Raw genomic sequence first — 16,948 nt, forward strand, 5'->3', positions numbered from 1 at the left:
AGACCCCCTTCCCCGCACGGACCCGTGCGGAAGGAAGTCCCGGAACGACGAGATCCCGCCCGATCTTTCGATCGGACGGGATCTCGTGTGTGCGGTGGACCTGTGGGGATTTGAACCCCAGACCCCCTCGATGCGAACGAGGTGCGCTACCAGACTGCGCCACAGGCCCTTGCAACGAGTGAAACTCTAGCACCCCCACGGGGGTGCTCGGAAATCCGGTCCTTGCTGGTCAGCCGAGTCGGTGTCGCAGCGGGGCCCGAAGGAGCTCACTCGTTGGCGGCACGGGGGCGTTCCCCGTCCTCGTACTGGTCGAAGAGCGGGGTCCGGCCGCGGTCGCGGGTGCGGCGGGACTGGTTGGTGCGCTGCCGCGGCGCCGGGTCGACAGGGGGTGCCACGGGGTGCGAGGTGCCCGTCTGGGAAGGCTCGGCGGCGCTGGAGCGGGCCGCGCTCCAGGTCTCCGGGTTGCCCACCTCGACGCCACCCGTGACACGCGGGGCGACCGGGGCGGTGACGTACGTCGGCAACGGGACCGGGACCGGCTCCCAGCTGTCGCCCTGGACCCGGCCGCGTTCGCGCTGCTGGTCGACCCATTCCGCGTGGTCCGTCTGCTCGACCAGGGCACGGCGGCCGGCCTCCTGCGGGGAGACCGCGGGTGCGGGCTCGGGCTCGGGGCGGCGCGCTTCGGGCTCCTCGTCGGCCTCGGCGGGGGCCGCCGCGGCCGGCTGGTGCCTGCGGGGACGGTTCTCACGCAGATGCTGCGCCGCCACCTCGGCCCGCCGCCGGTCCATGGTGAAGGCGAACCGGCGTCGCTCCTGGGAGCGCAGATGCACGATGTACGTGCTCAGCAGGACCGCCGGAACCGCGGGCGCCCAGAGGAAGCCGAGGCCGCCCACCGCCGCCACGACCGCGCCGAGGGTGAAGGCCAGGAAGAGGACGACGGTGGTGCGCCGCCGGCGCGCGAGGACCTGCAGGCGCTGGGCGCGCCGGACGCGCTCCGCGTCCGCCGCACCGGCGCGCGGGCGCGGGCGCCGCGAAGAACCGGGTCCGGGGCGTTCCCGGTCCGAGTACTCGGGCGGGTGCGCCGGGTCGTGCATCCGGGCTTCGGTGTGCGCCGGAGGCGCGGCGAAGGCCCGGACGTCCACGGAATCCAATCGGTCCGTGACGACGTCCGGGTCGGCGTCGGGCTCCGCCTCCTCGGCGATGCGTCCCCGCAACTCCTTGGCGTACCGGCGCTCCATGGCCGCCCGTCCGGACAGCAGCCGGATGGCGGTGCTGAAGCGTTCCGTCGGGCGGGCTTCATTGAGCTCGTCCTGCCTGCGGAGCCACATCGGCACCAAGTAGGCGGCCCAGGCCCCGACGATGACTGCGTAGATGAGGCCGCTGCTGCTCACGTCTCACACCGTAGAGGGGTTTGCACGGAGGCATCCGCCAATTGGCCCGGTGTGTCGCACGATCCGGCTGATTTCAAGGACTTTTTTTGTGATTGTTCAGATCGCCCGTGCGAGTTTGCGCGTTCGTTTGCGGCCCTATGGCGATCAATATCGAACACTTATTTCATTTCCCGTGGCGTTCCGGGTCGTGCCTGGTGCCAGCGCCGGAGCAGCCCGTCGGGCACTTCCTCCGCGGTGAGCGCGTAGATGAGATGGTCCCGCCAGGCGCCGTCGATGTGGAGATAGCGCGGGCGCAGGCCCTCCTCACGAAATCCCAGTTTCTCGACGACCCGCCTGCTGGGCCTGTTCTCCGGCCGAATGCATACCTCGATGCGGTGCAGTCCGACCCTGCGGAAGCAGTGGTCGACGGCGAGGGCGACCGCGGTCGGCATCACCCCGCGGCCCGCCACCTCCTGATCGACCCAGTAGCCGATGTGACCCGAGCACATCGAGCCCCAGGTGATCCCGGCGACCGTCAGCTGGCCGACCAGACGGCCCTCGTACTCGATGGCGAAGGGCAGCATCCGGCCCGCGTTGGCCTCGGAGCGCAGATGACGGACCATCTGACGGTAGGTGGGGCGCTGGGCCACCGGTCCGCCCGGGGCGGGCGGCGGCACGGTCGCCTCCCAGGGGCGCAGCCAGTCACGGTTGCGCCGGTTGACCTCGCGCCACATGCGCTGGTCGCGCAGTTTCACCGGACGGAGAGTGACCTCGCCGTCGTTGAGGACGACCGGCCAGGTCGGGACGTTCAGCTCGGGCTCCCGGGTCGGGGGTGATCGCCGCCGCGCAGTTGGTCGACGGCATGTACCAGAAGACGTGCGAGGACGGCGAGGCCGTCGCGCACCCCGCCGGTGGAGCCCGGCAGGTTCACGATGAGCGTGCCGCCGGCGACGCCCGCGAGGCCTCGGGAGAGTGCGGCGGTGGGCACCCTGTCGCGGCCCTCGGCACGGATCGCCTCGGGGATGCCGGGGATCTCGTGGTCGAGGACGCGACGGGTGACGTCGGGGGTGCGGTCGGTGGGCGAGATGCCCGTACCGCCGGTGGTGACGATGACGTCGTACCCGGCGGCCACCCCTTCGCGCAGCGCCTGTTCGACCGGGTCGCCGTCGGGCACGACCCGCGGCCCGTCGACGGTGAAGCCGAGCTGCGTGAGCGCCTCGGAGATCAGGGGGCCTCCCTTGTCCGCGTAGACCCCGGCGGAGGCCCGGTTCGACGCGGTGACGACGAGGGCGGCGTACGGGGCGGTCGGCGCGCCACCGAGCGGAGACCCGGCCGGTCGGCCGTCACCGGTCCCGGTTCCGGGCGTCGTCACGCGTCCGCTCCGTCCGGTGCGGTGCGCCGGTAGTCGCCGGACTTGCCGCCCGACTTCGACTCGACCCGTACGTCCGTGATGACCGCCGACTTGTCGACCGCCTTGATCATGTCGATCACGGTGAGCGCGGCGACCGAGACCGCCGTCAGGGCCTCCATCTCGACGCCGGTGCGGTCCGTGGTCTTCACCGTGGCCAGGATCTCCACCGCGTCGTCGGCGACGCTCAGGTCGACCTTGACGCCGGAGACGGCGAGCGGGTGGCAGAGCGGGATCAGGTCGGGGGTGCGCTTGGCCCCCATGATCCCGGCGATCCGGGCGGTGGCGAGGGCGTCGCCCTTGGGGACTCCTTCGCCGCGCAGCAGCTCGACGACGCGCGGCGAGACGAGGACCCGGCCGCTGGCGCGGGCCACCCGCGCGGTGACGTCCTTCTCCGAGACGTCGACCATGCGGGCCGCGCCCGCCTCGTCGATGTGCGTCAGCCTGTTCTGCGTACTCAACTCACTCCGCCTCGCGGTAGGGCGCCGGTTGCCCGCTCGGCCCGCACCGGGGTGCGGGCCCGGGGCCCCGGGGGTGTCCCCGGGATGGCACAGCGGCAGATACCGTACCGCCACCGCCCGGGGATCAGCGGAGCAGGATCACCTCGGTGTCCGTGCCGGGCTCGGCGGAGGTGACGTCCTCGGGCAGCACGATCAGCGCGTCGGCCTGGGCGAGCGCCGCGATCAGATGCGATCCGGAGCCGCCGACCGGGGTGACGGTGCCGGCCTCCGCGTCGTACGTGCCCCGCAGGAACTGCCGTCGGCCGGCCGGTGAGGACAACGTCTTGTCGGTGTTCAACACGGCCTTGGCGGTGGGACGGTTCACGTCCTGAAGCCCCATCAGCGTGCGGATCGCGGGCCGTACGAACAGCTCGAAGGAGACGTACGAAGAGACGGGATTGCCCGGCAGCGCCAGCAGCGGTGTGTGCTCGGGGCCGATCGAGCCGAAGCCCTGCGGCTTGCCCGGCTGCATGGCGAGCTTGCGGAAATCGATGCCGCTGCCGGGCTCGTCCTCGTCGCCCACCGACGACAGGGCTTCCTTGACGACGTCGTACGCCCCGACGCTGACCCCGCCGGTGGTGACGACGATGTCGGCCCGGATCAACTGGTCCTCGATCGTGGCGCGGAGCGTATCGGCGTCGTCCGTGACGGCACCGACCCGGTAGGCGATCGCTCCGGCGTCCCGGGCGGCGGCCGTCAGGGCGAAGCTGTTCGAGTCGTAGATCTGGCCGCCGGTCAGCTCCTCGCCCGGCTGCACCAGTTCGCTGCCGGTCGAGATGACCACGACGCGCGGCCGGGGCCGCACCTTCACCGTGGAGCGGCCGATCGCGGCGAGCAGTCCGATCTGCGGCGGGCCGATCACCGATCCGGCGCTCAGGGCCAGATCGCCCGGCCTGACGTCGCTGCCGCGCGCCCTGACATGGGCGCCGGCCTCGACGGGGCGGTGGACGCGGACCTCGCCGCCCGCGCCCTCGGGGGCGTCGCGGTGGGCGCGCATGGTGTCGGCGGGGCCGCCGCCCGTACCGCCGTCGGTCCACTCGACCGGGATCACGGCCTCGGCACCGGCCGGCAGCGGGGCGCCGGTCATGATCCGGGCGGCCTCGCCCGGTCCGACGCTCCGGTCGCCGGGCAGCCCGTCGCTGCCCGCCGCGACGTCACCGATGACGGTGAGCACGGCGGGGAACTCCTCGTCGGCGCCCTCGACATCGGCGACCCGGACCGCGTATCCGTCCATCGAGCTGTTGTCGAAGGGCGGCAGGGCGATCTCCACGAAGACGTCCTCGACGAGGACGCAGCCCTGGGCGTCGTGCAGTTGCAGCTCGATGGGTTCGAGCGGTCGCACCGCGCCGAGAATGTCTTCCAGATGCTCGTCCACCGACCAGATCGTGCTGCTGCTCAAGGTGCTACATCTCCTCGGTGACATAACTGCGGAGCCAGGCCCTGAAGTCCGGGCCCAGGTCTTCACGTTCGCACGCGAGTCTGACAATGGCACGGAGGTAGTCGCTCCGGTCACCGGTGTCATAGCGGCGCCCCTTGAAGACGACACCGTGCACGGGGCCGCCGATCTTCTCGTCCTCGGCGAGGAGCTGCAGGGCGTCGGTGAGCTGGATCTCGCCGCCGCGGCCCGGCTCGGTCTTGCGCAGTATGTCGAAGACGGCGGGGTCCAGGACATAGCGGCCGATGATGGCGAGGTTGCTGGGCGCCTCGGCCACCTCCGGCTTCTCGACCAGGCCGGTGACGCGCACCACATCGCCCGCGGCGGTGGGCTCGACGGCCGCACAGCCGTACATGTGGATCTGCTCGGGCGCGACCTCCATCAGGGCGACGACGCTGCCGCCCTCGCGCTCCTGGATCTCGACCATGCGGGCCAGCAGCGGGTCGCGCGGGTCGATCAGGTCGTCGCCGAGGAGGACCGCGAACGGCTGGTCACCGACGTGCGGTGCGGCACACAGCACGGCGTGGCCGAGGCCGCGCGGATCGCCCTGCCGGACGTAATGCATGGTGGCGAGGTCGCTCGACTCCTGGACCTTCTGGAGCCGTTCGGCGTCTCCCTTGCGGGTGAGCGCGGACTCCAACTCGTAATTCCGGTCGAAGTGGTCCTCAAGAGGGCGCTTGTTGCGACCAGTGATCATCAGCACGTCGGAGAGACCGGCGGACACCGCTTCCTCGACGACGTACTGGATCGCCGGCTTGTCGACGACAGGCAGCATCTCCTTGGGAGTGGCTTTGGTGGCCGGCAGGAAGCGGGTACCGAGCCCTGCGGCCGGGATGACAGCCTTGCTGATCCTGGTGTGCGACTGAGTCATGCGAAGAACCATAACTGGTGCCTATGGGCGGAAGATGAGGCTCCGGTTAATTTTGTACACCTATATGCACATACGAGAGATTCATGGGTGGCCGTTGAACACCGACATGTCCCAAAAGGCGCTTCTCAGGCGTGAATTGCTGGCCGCACGGCGCCTTCTCAGCAGGGAAGACGTGGAAGACGCCGGGGTGGTTCTGTCCCGGGTCGCATTGGGTCTTCCGGAGTTGTCCGGGGCCCGCACCGTCGCCGCGTACGTCTCGGTGGGGAGCGAGCCGGGCACTCGCGCCCTGCTGGACGTGCTCCGCGCGCGGGGCGTGCGGGTGCTGCTGCCGGTGCTCCTCCCGGACAACGACCTGGACTGGGCGCCGTACGAAGGAGCCGGTCATCTGGTCCCGGCCGGCCGCGGGCTGCTGGAGCCGGACGGGGAACAGCTCGGCCCGGACGCGGTCCTGGAGGCCGACGTGGTCCTGTTGCCGGGCCTCGCGGTGGACGCCCGCGGGATGCGGCTCGGCCGCGGCGGCGGCAGCTACGACCGGGTGCTGGCCCGGCTCGCCGCGGCGGGGGCGCATCCCGCGCTGATCGTCCTGCTGTACGACAACGAGGTGGTCGCGCGGGTCCCCGAGGAACCGCACGACCACCCCGTGGACGCGGTGGTGACTCCGGCCATGACCCGCCGGACGGGCCCTACGGTCTGAGGGTCAGGGTGTCGGTCGTCGACTTCATGACGGCGTTCGTCCCGAAGGACCAGTCGAGCAGTTCGCCCTTGACCCACTTGTCGGTCTGATCGGTGTAGTGCGCCGCGAACGCGTGCCCGGAGGCGCCGGTGAGGTTGATCCAGCGGGACTTGTCCCAGTCCCCCACGTTGACCACCATCCGCATCGACGGAACCCAGACGACGTCGTAGCCGCCGGCCGCGTTCCAGCCGGTGGCGTTCACCGCGGCCTCGCCGCCGCCGATGTTCCACGGGCCGCGGTTGAGGACCCGCTGGAGCAGGCCGGGGCCCTCGGTGCCGAGCGTCTGGTTCTTCAGGGTCAGCTGGTGCAGTCGGCCCCAGCTCCAGGTGGTGATGTCCTTGCCGAGCTTGGCGGTCAGCTCCCAGCGGGCGTCCGTCATGGCGCGGGCGAAGAGCTGGTCGCGGTTCTCGGTCGCCGCGTCCCGGCCGCTCCTCGGCGACTTCCACCAGTCGCTGTTCGGGTCGTCCATCAGGTTGGCGACCACCTGGTACCAGCGGTCACCGCCGTCCGGCTGCGCCGTGTCCGCGTCGCGCCGGCCGCACTCGCGCACCAGCTTGCCCTGCTCGTCGACCGGGCCCGAGCTGTCGGCGCGGGTCACATTGAGGCACTCGCCCTTGACCCGCAGCTCCTTGGGCAACTTGTCGCCGAAGGCCAGCTTGAGGATGTTGCGCCAGACCGCGTTGAAGTACGCGGCCGCGGCCGAGTCGGACTCCTGGGTGTAGTCCCAGCCCTCCAGGAGCTTCTGCGCCTCGCGGACGCTCTTGTCCGAGATGTTGATCTTCATCAGCTCGGGCACCAGCAGCGCGGCGATCTCGCTGGTGTTGTCCATCTGCATCTTCTGCATGTCTTCGGTCGAGATCTTCCCGCCACCCTTGATCTTCGACTGGATGAGGTCGTTGATCCGCTGGCTGCGGGTGCCGTAGCCCCAGTCCTTGGTGAGCAGGTAGGGATACTTCTTCTCGTCGATGACGGGCTGGTTGGCGGTGACGATATAGCCGCGCTTCGGGTCGTACTCGTAGGGCAGCTCACGGAATGGGATGTACCCCTTCCACTGGGACCTCGGGTCCCAACCAGGCGCCGGAACCGACCCGTCGTATCCATTGGCGCGAATCGGAATCTTCCCTGGCGCCTGGTAGCCGATATGCCCCTTGGTGTCGGCGTAGATCAGGTTCTGCGAGGGAACCTCGAAGTGCTCGGCCGCCTTGCGGAAGGACGTGAAGTCCTTGGCCCGGTTGAGCTCGAAGACGGCGTCCATCGACTTGCCGGGTTCCAGCGCGGTCCACTTCAGGGCGACCGCGTACCCGTCGGCCCGGTCCGGAGCCGAGTTGCCGACGGGGGCCTTCTGGCCGACCGTCTCCAGTTCGCTGCTGCGGTCGGAGACCAGCGGACCGTTGTTGGTCTCGCGGATGGTGATGGTCCGGCTCTTGCCGCCCGCGACCTTGATGGTCTCGTCGCGGGTGGTGAACGGCTTGACCTTGCCGTCGTACAGGTAGCCGTCGCCGGAGACCTTCTCCAGGAAGAGGTCGGTGACGTCCGCGCCGAGGTTGGTGAAGCCCCACGCGATGTCCTGGTTGTGACCGATTATCACGCCGGGCATCCCGGAGAAGGTGTAGCCGGCCGTGTCGTACTGGCACTTCGCCGTGATCTCGCGGCAGTGCAGCCCCATCTGGTACCAGAGCGAGGGCAGCTGGGGCGCCAGGTGCGGGTCGTTGGCCAGCAGCGGCTTGCCGGTGGTCGTGTAGTCGCCCGAGACCACCCAGGAGTTGGACCCGATGCCGTTGCCGTTCGGGCCGAGCAGCGCCGGGATCTGGTCGAGCGTGTCGGAGAGCGAGGAGAGCTGGGTGTTCAGGCCCTCGGTGGCGCCCTGCACGGTGTCCGAGCCGAGGCCGGGCGACGACGGCGTCGCGTCCGGGTCGAACTTCCCGGTGACCGAGGAGATCGCGCCCCCCTCGACGATCGGCTTGTGCTTCTTGTACGGGTAGGGCGGGTAGAGGTCCTCGATCTTCTTCGCGTCGAGCCTGCTGGTCATCAGCGAGCGGTCGATCTCGTCCTGCATGTTGCCGCGCAGGTCCCAGGCCATGGCCTTGAGCCAGGCGACCGAGTCGACCGGGGTCCACTCGGCCGGCTTGTAGTCGTTGGTGAGGCCGAGGGCGGCGTACTCGACGGAGATGTCCTTGCCGTCGCGCCCCTTGAGGTAGGCGTTCACGCCGTCCGCGTACGCCTGGAGGTTCTTCTTGGTGTCCGCGGACAGGACGTTGTCGTACTCCTCCTGGGCGACCTTGCGCCAGCCGAGCGTGCGCAGGAAGGAGTCCGTGTCGACCTGTCCGGAGCCGAACATCTCGGAGAGCCGGCCCGCCGTCATGTGACGGCGGACGTCCATCTCCCAGAAGCGGTCCTGCGCCTGCACGAAGCCCTGGGCGCGGAAGAGGTCGGCGTCGGTGTCCGCGTACAGCTGCGGGATCCCGTAGTTGTCGCGTTTGACGTCGACGTTGCCGTCGAGGCCGTCGATCTTGATCGACCCGGTCGTCTGCGGGTACGAGGCCCGCACGGTTGATACGGACCAGAACGCGCCGTAACCGATACCCGCGACAAGCGCCAGCACCAGGACGATCACGATCAGGCGGGCACGTCGCCCCTTCTTCCTGCCGGTCTTCCCACCGGTGGAACCGGTGGTGCCGGAAGAGGCGGTTGTGTTGGCGGGCATCGCTGTCCTTCGAGGGGCAGGTGGTCCTGGGAGTGCAGGAGCAACCATAGGCGCAGCGCCGACGCGGCTCTGACGCGGCATCGAGATGGTTCGAATTTCGAAGTGGTCGTACGAATGATCGAGCGCGTCAAGAAAACGTTAAAGATTAGGTAAGGTAACGAAGTAACGGCCACCCATGGCCGATGCCGAGGGTCGATTCGGCAGGCGTACGCAGGGAAGGAACGGCCACTGACTGTCCACGTGCTCAACGAACTCCTGCTCGTCTGCTCACTCGTCCTGCTCGTCGCGGTGGCGGCCGTGCGTGTCTCGTCCCGCAGCGGGCTTCCCAGCCTGCTCCTGTATCTCGGCATCGGGATCGTCATGGGGCAGGACGGCCTCTTCGACGTCAAGTTCAACAATGCCGAACTGACCCAGGTGATCGGCTATGCCGCGCTGGTCGTGATCCTCGCCGAGGGTGGCCTGGGCACGAAGTGGAAAGAGATCAAGCCCGCACTGCCGGCTGCCGCGGTGCTCTCGATCGTCGGCGTCGCGGTGAGCGTCGGTGTCACCGCCGCCGGGGCGCACTACCTGGTCGGCCTGGACTGGCGCCAGTCGCTGATCATCGGCGCGGTCGTCTCGTCGACGGATGCCGCCGCGGTCTTCTCCGTGCTGCGCAAGGTGCCGTTGCCCGCCCGGGTCACCGGCGTGCTGGAGGCCGAGTCCGGCTTCAACGACGCCCCCGTGGTGATCCTGGTGGTGGCCTTCTCGACCAAGGGACCGGTGGACAGCTGGTACGTACTGGTCGGGGAGATAGCCCTGGAACTCGCGATCGGTGCGGCCATGGGCCTCGCCGTCGGCTGGCTCGGCGCGTTCGGACTGCGTCACGTGGCGCTGCCCGCGTCCGGCCTGTACCCGATCGCGGTGATGGCGATCGCGGTGTCCGCGTACGCGGCGGGCGCCCTCGTCCACGGCAGTGGCTTCCTCGCCGTCTATCTGGCCGCGATGATCCTCGGCAACGCCAAGCTGCCGCACTGGCCCGCCACCCGCGGCTTCGCCGACGGGCTCGGCTGGCTGGCCCAGATCGGCATGTTCGTGCTGCTCGGCCTCCTGGTCACTCCGCACGATCTGTACGACGACTTCTGGCCCGCGGTCATCGTCGGGCTGGTGCTGACCGTGGTGGCACGTCCGCTGGAGGTCTTCATCTCGCTGGCGCCGTTCCGGCTGCCCTGGCAGGAGAAGGCGTTCATGTCCTGGGCCGGGCTGCGCGGCGCCGTACCCATCGTCCTGGCGACCATCCCGATGGTGTCCGGAGTCGAGGGCTCCACCCGGATCTTCAACATCGTCTTCGTGCTCGTCGTCGTCTACACCCTCATCCAGGGCCCGACGCTGCCCTGGATGGCGAAGGTCCTGAAGATCGCCGACGATCCGGCCGAGGCCACCGACCTGGGCATCGAGTCGGCACCACTGGAACGGCTGCGCGGCCATCTGCTGTCGGTGGCGATCCCCGGCAAGTCGAAGATGCACGGCGTGGAGGTCGGGGAGCTGCGGCTGCCCGCCGGGGCCGCGGTCACCCTGGTCGTACGGGACGAGAAGAGCTTCGTACCGGCGCCGTCGACCGTGCTGCGGCGCGGTGACGAACTGCTCGTGGTCACCACCGACCCGGTGCGCGACTCGGCGGAGGAACGGCTGCGCGCGGTCGGCGAGGGCGGCAAGCTCGCAGGCTGGCTGGGCACCACCGGCAGCGGCGGCGAGAGCCTCGCCGGGTCCGATGTGGCCCATGACGTGGCGCACGCGCTGAAGGCCGTGAAGAGAATGGGGAAGGCGGACGGGCCGAAAACCCGTCACTGAGGTCGTCGAGGCCATCCGGCCGGCCCCGCAGCCCCATCGCCATCGGGCCGGCCCCGCGGCCCCATCAGTCTCGGCAGTCCCTGACCGTCGGAACGGCTGGGACTGTCGGGGCCGCCGGGACTGCCGAGGCCGCGGGGCTGTTGAGGCCGCTGAGGCCGCTGTGGCCGCTGAGGTGGCTGCAACGGCTGGAATGGAAGAGGCCGTGGTGTTTCTATGTGAGGCTGGGACGGTGCCATTGCGCACAATCAGAGGCCCGTAAGGGTATCTGCCTGTATCATGAAGGACATCTGATCGACCCCAGGTAGGGGTCGGACGGCCCGATCGGCCAACCCGATCGACCCACCTGAACGACCAACTCTGCCTGACGCAGAGCTGGCGCGACCGTATGGCGGTCGTGGCGTCCTCCGCCTCTGCTGAGCGCCCGGCATCTACCGCAGTTCCGCGCGAAGAGGACAGCTCTCGGCAGCACCCGTACGAGCCCGCACCACCTGTGTCGGCAGAGCGGGAGCTCGGCCACCAGGCAGCAGAAAGGCATGGACCGTGGCGTCCACGGTCTCCGACCGCCCCGGATACGGGCAGTTGCTGCGCACCCCTGGTGCGTGGACGTTTCTCCTGCCGGGCTTCGCCGCACGGCAGCCCTTCGCGATGCTGACGATCGGCATCGTGCTCCTGGTCCAGCACACCACCGGCTCGTACGGCAGCGCGGGCTCCGTCGCCGCCGTGACCGGTGTCTCCATGGCCTTGTTCGCACCGCAGACCGGAAAGCTCGCCGACCGTCTCGGCCAGCGCGCCGTGCTGCTGCCCGGCGTCCTGGTGCACGCGGCGTCCGTGTCGGCGCTGACGGCGCTGGCGCTGGCGGACGCGCCCCTGTGGGCCCTGTTCGTGGCGGCCGTGCCGACCGGCGCGTCCGTTCCGCAGATCGGGCCGATGGTCCGGGCCCGCTGGGCGGCCGTGCTGAGCGCGGCACCGGGCCGTGCGGCCTCCCCGCTGATGCCCACCGCGGCCGCCTTCGAGTCGGTGACGGACGAGTTCACCTTCGTCATCGGCCCGGTGCTCGCCACCGCGCTGTGCACCGGCGTGCACCCGGCGGCCGGCCTGATCACGGAGGCCGGGCTCACCCTGGTCGGCGGCCTGCTCTTCACCGCGCAGCGCCGCACCCAGCCCGCAGTGACCACCCCCGCGACCAGCACCTCCCAACGGAATGCGTCCGCGCTGTCCGTACCGGGTGTCCGGGTGCTCGCGGTGAGCTTCCTGGGGATCGGCGCGGTCTTCGGCGGCATGCAGGTCTCGCTGACAGCCTTCGCCGAGGAGGTCGGCCGGCCCGGCGCGAACGGTCTGCTGTACGGGGTCTTCGCGGCCGGCAACATGCTGGCCGGGATCGCCTGCGGCGCCATCGCCTGGAAGAGCGGGCCACGACGGCGGCTGATCGTCGGGTACACGGCGCTGACCCTGACCGCGTCCGGACTGTGGGCGGTGCACTCCATGCCCCTGCTGGCCGGGCTCGGGCTGCTGGTCGGGCTCTCCATCGCCCCGGCCCTGATCAGCGGCTACACGCTGGTCGAGGAGCTGGTGCCGGAGTCCGCCCGGACCGAGGCGTTCACCTGGCTGACCGGTTCGGTCGCTCTGGGCCAGGCGGGCGCGGTGACGGTCGCCGGGCGACTCGCCGACACCCATGGCGCGAGCACCGGTTTCGTGGTGCCGCTGGTGGGGACCGTACTGGCGCTGGCCACGCTGCTGGCACTGCGTTCGAGGCTCGCGCCCGCCGCCTCGCCACGGACCGTGGCACGTGGTGTCGGTCACCGGGAGCCGGTCACGGTGGACTGATCCCGCGGAATACGTCAGTATGGAGCGTCGTTAGCACTCATTGAGTGAGAGTGCCAGGAGGAGCAAGTGCCGACCTATCAGTATCAGTGCACCGAATGCGGCGAGGGCCTTGAGGCGGTGCAGAAGTTCACCGATGATGCCCTGACCGTGTGCCCGAGCTGCGATGGACGCCTGAAGAAGGTGTTCTCGGCGGTCGGCATTGTCTTCAAGGGCTCCGGTTTCTACCGGAACGACAGCCGTGGCTCCTCGTCGAGCAGCACGCCGACGTCGTCCTCGGCGAAGGCGTCCGGTTCCGCGTCGTCCGATTCATCGTCGTCGTCGACCGGGTCCGACTCGAAGTCGCCCGCTTCCTCCTCGGTCTCCGCGTCCTCTTCGTCCTCCTCGTCGTCCTCGACGAGTGGTACGTCGGCCGCCTGAGCCGAACCGCGCGTTCCCGGGACCCCGCCGATCCGTTCGGCGGGGTCCTCGGCGTTTTCCCGCGCCGCTAGTGTGATCGCATGGTGAACGCAGAGATCGGTGTCATCGGCGGCTCGGGCCTGTACTCCTTCCTGGAGGACGTCACGGAGGTGCGTGTGGACACCCCGTACGGACGGCCGAGCGACTCCCTCTTCCTCGGCGAGGTGGGTGGCCGACGGGTCGCCTTCCTGCCCCGCCACGGACGTGGCCACCACCTGCCGCCGCACCGCATCAACTACCGGGCCAACATGTGGGCACTGCGCTCCGTCGGTGTGCGTCAGGTGCTCGGCCCGTGCGCGGTGGGCGGCCTGCGTCCGGAGTACGGGCCCGGCACGCTGCTCGTGCCCGACCAGATGGTGGACCGCACCAAGGCCAGGACGCAGACGTACTACGACGGGGAGACCCGGGCCGACGGAGCGGAGCCGAACGTCCTGCATCTGGGCTTCGCCGATCCCTACTGCCCCGAGGGGCGCCGGGCCGCGCTGACAGCGGCTCGCGCGAAGCACTGGGAGCCGGTGGACGGCGGAACGCTGGTGGTCGTCGAGGGGCCGCGCTTCTCGACCCGGGCGGAATCGCGCTGGCATGCGGCGATGGGCTGGTCGGTGGTCGGGATGACCGGGCATCCGGAGGCAATCCTCGCCCGCGAACTGGGCCTCTGCTACACGACGATGACGTTGGTGACGGACCTGGACGCGGGGGCGGAGGCCGGGGAGGGTGTCTCCCACGGGGAGGTGCTGAAGGTGTTCGCGGCCAATGTGGACCGCCTGCGCGCGGTGCTCTTCGACGTGGTGGCCGCGCTGCCGGCGGTGGCCGGCCGCGACTGCCCGTGCTCCCACGCCCTGGACGGGCTGGACACGGGGATCGAGCTTCCTTGACGGGGTGCTGCGGGCGGCCGTGAGGCGGGACGGGGCGGAGCGGGGTCGGGGAAGCGGGGCGGTTGCGGGTAGCGGGTAGCGGGTGACCGCTGTGGCGTGAGTGGGTGACGGAGTTGTCCACAACGCCGGAGGCATCCACAGGTTTCGGCGGGAAACTCGCGGACGATGGATCGTGAGGGGTGTTCGCCCGAATCTCCTCACGGCAGGTGGTGTTGCCCATGTCTCCGTCGTCTCAGTCGTCCCCGTTGCCTCAGTTGTCCCCGTTGCCTCGGTCGTCCCCGCCGTTCTCGCAGTCCCCGCCGCCTCAGTCCTCTCAGCCGTTCTCCCCACCGCCCTCGCTCTCCGCGTCGCCTCAGTCCTCTCAGCCACTCTCGCCGTCGCCGTTCTCATCGCCCTCGTCGTGCGCGTCCGTGCGCCCTGAACGTCCCGCCGCGCGTGCAGAGGCGGTACGCCCGACGGCTCCGGGACCACCGGCGTCGGCTCCCCCGCCGTGTGGCGTGCCGGTGTTCGAGCCGTTGCGGGTACGCGGAGGCGGTGGGCACCGGCTGCGGCGCGCACTGTGGCGACAGCGCCGCGCCGTGGCCGCCGGGCTGGCCCTGGTAGCTGCCGCACTCGCCGCGACGGGGCTGGGCGGTGGTGGCGCGGGCGGCGACACCGCCCAGGAGGCACGGATGAGGGAAGGCGGTACAGCGGGGACGGCTCCGGAGCAGGCGCGGCGGTCGGCTCCGCTGGCGTCCGCACCGGTCCGGATCGCGGATGCCGCGACGGTGCGGCTGCTACGGCCGGGAGACCGGGTCGATGTGATCGCTGCCGAGCCGACCGGAACCGATGTCCGGGTGCTGGCGAAGGGCGCGCGGGTGGCCGATGTCCCACAACCGACGGCCGAAGGTCCCGCGGAGGACGGAGCGCTGATTGTGCTGTCGGTCCCCCGGGCCGTGGCCGCGTCGCTGGCCGGTGCGGGTATTTCGGCCAGGCTGGCGGTGACTCTGTGCTGACGCGCGTCGCTGACGAGCAGTCACATAATGGATCAAAGGCGCGGACTTGTTTCGCAGCGCGGCAGCGGCCCGGTGGGCGGGAGCCGCGGCGAGAGCCGCGGCCGAGGTCACGACCAGGAGCGGACATGACCAGGAGCAGGACACGTGGCGGGGAAGCCGGCGGCAGCGTCGTCGGACCACCACGGAGCGGGGGCTCAGATGTGGTGGGGCGGCTTCTCGTCGAGGAAGCGCGCCAGATCGGCGGCGCTGCCACCGGCCGGGGCCCGCTCGCCCCATCCTCGGTCCGTATCGTCCGCGGACTGCTGGTCCAGCGGATCGTCGAAGATCAGAGCCGGTCCGGGTTTCGGCTGTACCGGCTGGGTGGGCTTCGAATCGCGCGGGCCGGGGGCGGGGGCGGTGCTCATACATCCAGAGTACGGCGGCGGTCAGCGATCCTTCGGGTCGAGCAGCCACAGCCCGAGGACCACGAGGAACAACAGACAGAGGGCGCCCCACCAGGCCGTGCCGGTGTTTCCCTCCATCCACGCGTCGATGACGACGGTCAGCCCCCAGAGCTGTCCGATGACGACGGTCGTGGCCAGGGCCAGCCGGGCCGTCAGTTTCGAGGAGCGTTCCGGTTCCTGGTCGGTTCCCGCACCCGGGCCGGGACCGCTCACGAACGCACGCACGAGAATCCGCTGACCGGTGTCCGGGACACGTCACCCGAGTGCCGCCGACCACATCTGGTGTGCTGATGCCCATGCCCCGAATGACTGCTCGCAGCCGCGCCGAGAAACATCGCGCGTCGACCCCGCTGGAGCTCTTCTTCGACCTCTGCTTCGTCGTCGCCGTGGCGCAGGCGGGCGGGCGGCTGCTGCACGCCGTCGCCGAGGGGCACGCCGTCACCGGAATCGTCAGCTACGCGGCCGTCTTCTTCGCGATCTGGTGGGCCTGGGTCAACTTCACCTGGTTCGCCTCGGCTTACGACATCGACGACCCGCTGTACCGCGTGGTCACCCTCGTCCAGATCACCGGGGTGCTCATCTTCGCCGCCGGCGTGCCGCGCGCCTTCGACGCGGGCGACTGGACGGTCGGCGTGGTCGGCTATGTCGTGATGCGGCTCGCCCTGACCAGCCAGTGGCTGCGCGCCGCGTACTGCACCCGGGGCGCCGAGCGGCGCGTCGCGCTGCGGTACGCCGTCGGGATCACCGTGGTGCAACTGGGCTGGATCGGCATGCTGCTGCTGACCGACAACTCGGGCGGAGCGCGTGCCGCCGTCTTCGTCGTCCTGGTGCTCGCGGAGATGTCCGTTCCGGCGCTGGCCGAGCGCGACCGCCCGACGAGCTGGCATCCGCACCATATCGGCGAGCGATATGGCCTGTTCACGATCATCGTGCTGGGCGAGACGGTCGCGGCAGCCACCGTCGCGGTCCAGGAGGCGGTGGACGAGCACGACGCGTTCCGCGAGCTGCTGCCGATCGCCGCGGGTGGGCTGCTGATCGTCTTCTCCGCGTGGTGGATCTATTTCGCCGTGCCGATCCACGACTACCTCCGCGGCAGCAGGGAAGCGTTCGTCTGGGGATACGGACACTTCCTGATCTTCGGCTCGGCGGCGGCGATCGGCTCGGGCATCGAGGTCGCCGTGGAACAGACTGTGGGCAAGGCCCATGTCTCGAACGCGGTGGCGGCCGCCGCGGTGACCGTGCCCTCCGCGCTCTTCCTGCTGACGGTATGGGCGCTGCACGCCCGCCACTTCAAGCGCGATCTCGCGGAGCAGTTGCCCCTCCCCGTGGCCGCGCCGGCGATCCTGGCCTGTACGTTCGCCGGGGAGTGGGCGGTGTTCGCGGCCGGCCTGGTGGCGGCGGCGACCGTGGCCGTGGGAGTGGCCCTGTCCCGGCGGCCGGACGTGGCGGGGTGAGGGCGTGGTGAAGGCGCGGGCGGGACAGGCGGCGGTGAGCGAGTGGCGAGCGA

General features: G+C 70.3%; 15 protein-coding genes, 1 tRNA gene and 1 pseudogene. 7 read left to right on the top strand and 10 right to left on the bottom strand.

What is annotated here, in order from left to right:
* Positions 1 to 95: 95 nt before the first annotated feature.
* From ABZ826_RS06935 to galU, 7 genes are all read right to left on the bottom strand, one after another.
* Positions 96 to 169, bottom strand: a tRNA-Ala gene (locus ABZ826_RS06935).
* A 97-nt stretch (positions 170 to 266) separates the two neighbouring features.
* Complete coding sequence (glpR, locus tag ABZ826_RS06940; protein ID WP_361443385.1) at positions 267 to 1,391, bottom strand: gephyrin-like molybdotransferase receptor GlpR; 1,125 nt, start codon at positions 1,389 to 1,391, stop codon at positions 267 to 269.
* 158 nt (positions 1,392 to 1,549) lie between these two features.
* A complete protein-coding gene (locus ABZ826_RS06945; RefSeq protein WP_361443798.1) occupies positions 1,550 to 2,182 on the bottom strand; it encodes a GNAT family protein in 633 nt (210 codons plus the stop codon).
* A complete protein-coding gene (locus ABZ826_RS06950; RefSeq protein ID WP_361443388.1) occupies positions 2,179 to 2,742 on the bottom strand; it encodes a MogA/MoaB family molybdenum cofactor biosynthesis protein in 564 nt (187 codons plus the stop codon). The genes ABZ826_RS06945 and ABZ826_RS06950 overlap by 4 nt, the downstream gene beginning before the upstream one ends.
* A complete protein-coding gene (gene moaC / locus ABZ826_RS06955; RefSeq protein WP_361443391.1) occupies positions 2,739 to 3,239 on the bottom strand; it encodes a cyclic pyranopterin monophosphate synthase MoaC in 501 nt (166 codons plus the stop codon). Before moaC ends, ABZ826_RS06950 begins: the two co-directional genes overlap by 4 nt.
* Before the next feature lie 124 nt (positions 3,240 to 3,363).
* Complete coding sequence (glp, locus tag ABZ826_RS06960) at positions 3,364 to 4,677, bottom strand: gephyrin-like molybdotransferase Glp (RefSeq protein WP_361443394.1); 1,314 nt, start codon at positions 4,675 to 4,677, stop codon at positions 3,364 to 3,366.
* Positions 4,678 to 4,681: 4 nt separating this feature from the next.
* Positions 4,682 to 5,584 (bottom strand): UTP--glucose-1-phosphate uridylyltransferase GalU, encoded by a 903-nt coding sequence (galU, locus tag ABZ826_RS06965; protein WP_361443397.1) that lies wholly within the window; start codon positions 5,582 to 5,584, stop codon positions 4,682 to 4,684.
* A 106-nt stretch (positions 5,585 to 5,690) separates the two neighbouring features.
* On the opposite strand from galU, the gene ABZ826_RS06970 reads away from it, so the two are divergent.
* The gene (locus ABZ826_RS06970; protein WP_361443400.1) at positions 5,691 to 6,278 is read left to right on the top strand and encodes a 5-formyltetrahydrofolate cyclo-ligase; all 588 of its coding nucleotides are present in this window, start codon (positions 5,691 to 5,693) and stop codon (positions 6,276 to 6,278) included.
* Here ABZ826_RS06970 and ABZ826_RS06975 read toward each other — a convergent pair.
* Positions 6,268 to 9,021 carry a penicillin acylase family protein gene (locus tag ABZ826_RS06975; protein ID WP_361443403.1) on the bottom strand — a complete coding sequence of 918 codons (2,754 nt, stop codon included), beginning with the start codon at positions 9,019 to 9,021 and terminating at the stop codon, positions 6,268 to 6,270. The genes ABZ826_RS06970 and ABZ826_RS06975 overlap by 11 nt on opposite strands.
* A 240-nt stretch (positions 9,022 to 9,261) precedes the next feature.
* Here ABZ826_RS06975 and ABZ826_RS06980 point away from each other — a divergent pair, with 240 nt between their 5' ends.
* The 5 genes from ABZ826_RS06980 (at position 9,262) to ABZ826_RS07000 (ending at position 14,998) form a co-directional block, all read left to right on the top strand.
* Positions 9,262 to 10,848, top strand: a complete 1,587-nt coding sequence (locus tag ABZ826_RS06980) for a potassium/proton antiporter (protein WP_361443406.1) — start codon at positions 9,262 to 9,264, stop codon at positions 10,846 to 10,848.
* Positions 10,849 to 11,388: 540 nt separating this feature from the next.
* A complete protein-coding gene (locus ABZ826_RS06985) occupies positions 11,389 to 12,672 on the top strand; it encodes an MFS transporter (RefSeq protein WP_361443409.1) in 1,284 nt (427 codons plus the stop codon).
* 66 nt (positions 12,673 to 12,738) lie between these two features.
* A complete protein-coding gene (locus ABZ826_RS06990; RefSeq protein ID WP_361443412.1) occupies positions 12,739 to 13,089 on the top strand; it encodes an FmdB family zinc ribbon protein in 351 nt (116 codons plus the stop codon).
* Between the two features lie 80 nt (positions 13,090 to 13,169).
* Positions 13,170 to 14,003 (top strand): S-methyl-5'-thioadenosine phosphorylase, encoded by an 834-nt coding sequence (locus ABZ826_RS06995; RefSeq protein WP_361443415.1) that lies wholly within the window; start codon positions 13,170 to 13,172, stop codon positions 14,001 to 14,003.
* 503 nt (positions 14,004 to 14,506) lie between these two features.
* On the top strand, positions 14,507 to 14,998 hold the full coding sequence (locus ABZ826_RS07000; RefSeq protein ID WP_361443418.1) for a hypothetical protein: 492 nt from the start codon (positions 14,507 to 14,509) through the stop codon (positions 14,996 to 14,998).
* Between the two features lie 194 nt (positions 14,999 to 15,192).
* On the opposite strand, the gene ABZ826_RS07005 is transcribed toward ABZ826_RS07000, so the two are convergent.
* Positions 15,193 to 15,402: a hypothetical protein gene (locus ABZ826_RS07005; protein ID WP_361443421.1), complete on the bottom strand. Its 210-nt coding sequence runs from the start codon at positions 15,400 to 15,402 to the stop codon at positions 15,193 to 15,195.
* A gap of 21 nt (positions 15,403 to 15,423) precedes the next feature.
* Positions 15,424 to 15,651: pseudogene (locus tag ABZ826_RS07010) on the bottom strand (hypothetical protein); the annotation flags it as partial.
* Positions 15,652 to 15,731: 80 nt separating this feature from the next.
* Here ABZ826_RS07010 and ABZ826_RS07015 point away from each other — a divergent pair.
* Positions 15,732 to 16,895 carry a low temperature requirement protein A gene (locus ABZ826_RS07015; protein WP_361443424.1) on the top strand — a complete coding sequence of 388 codons (1,164 nt, stop codon included), beginning with the start codon at positions 15,732 to 15,734 and terminating at the stop codon, positions 16,893 to 16,895.
* Positions 16,896 to 16,948 lie beyond the last annotated feature (53 nt).

It is taken from the genome of Streptomyces sp. NPDC047515 (assembly GCF_040643055.1).
In the GTDB taxonomy this organism is placed as follows: Bacteria; Actinomycetota; Actinomycetes; order Streptomycetales; family Streptomycetaceae; genus Streptomyces.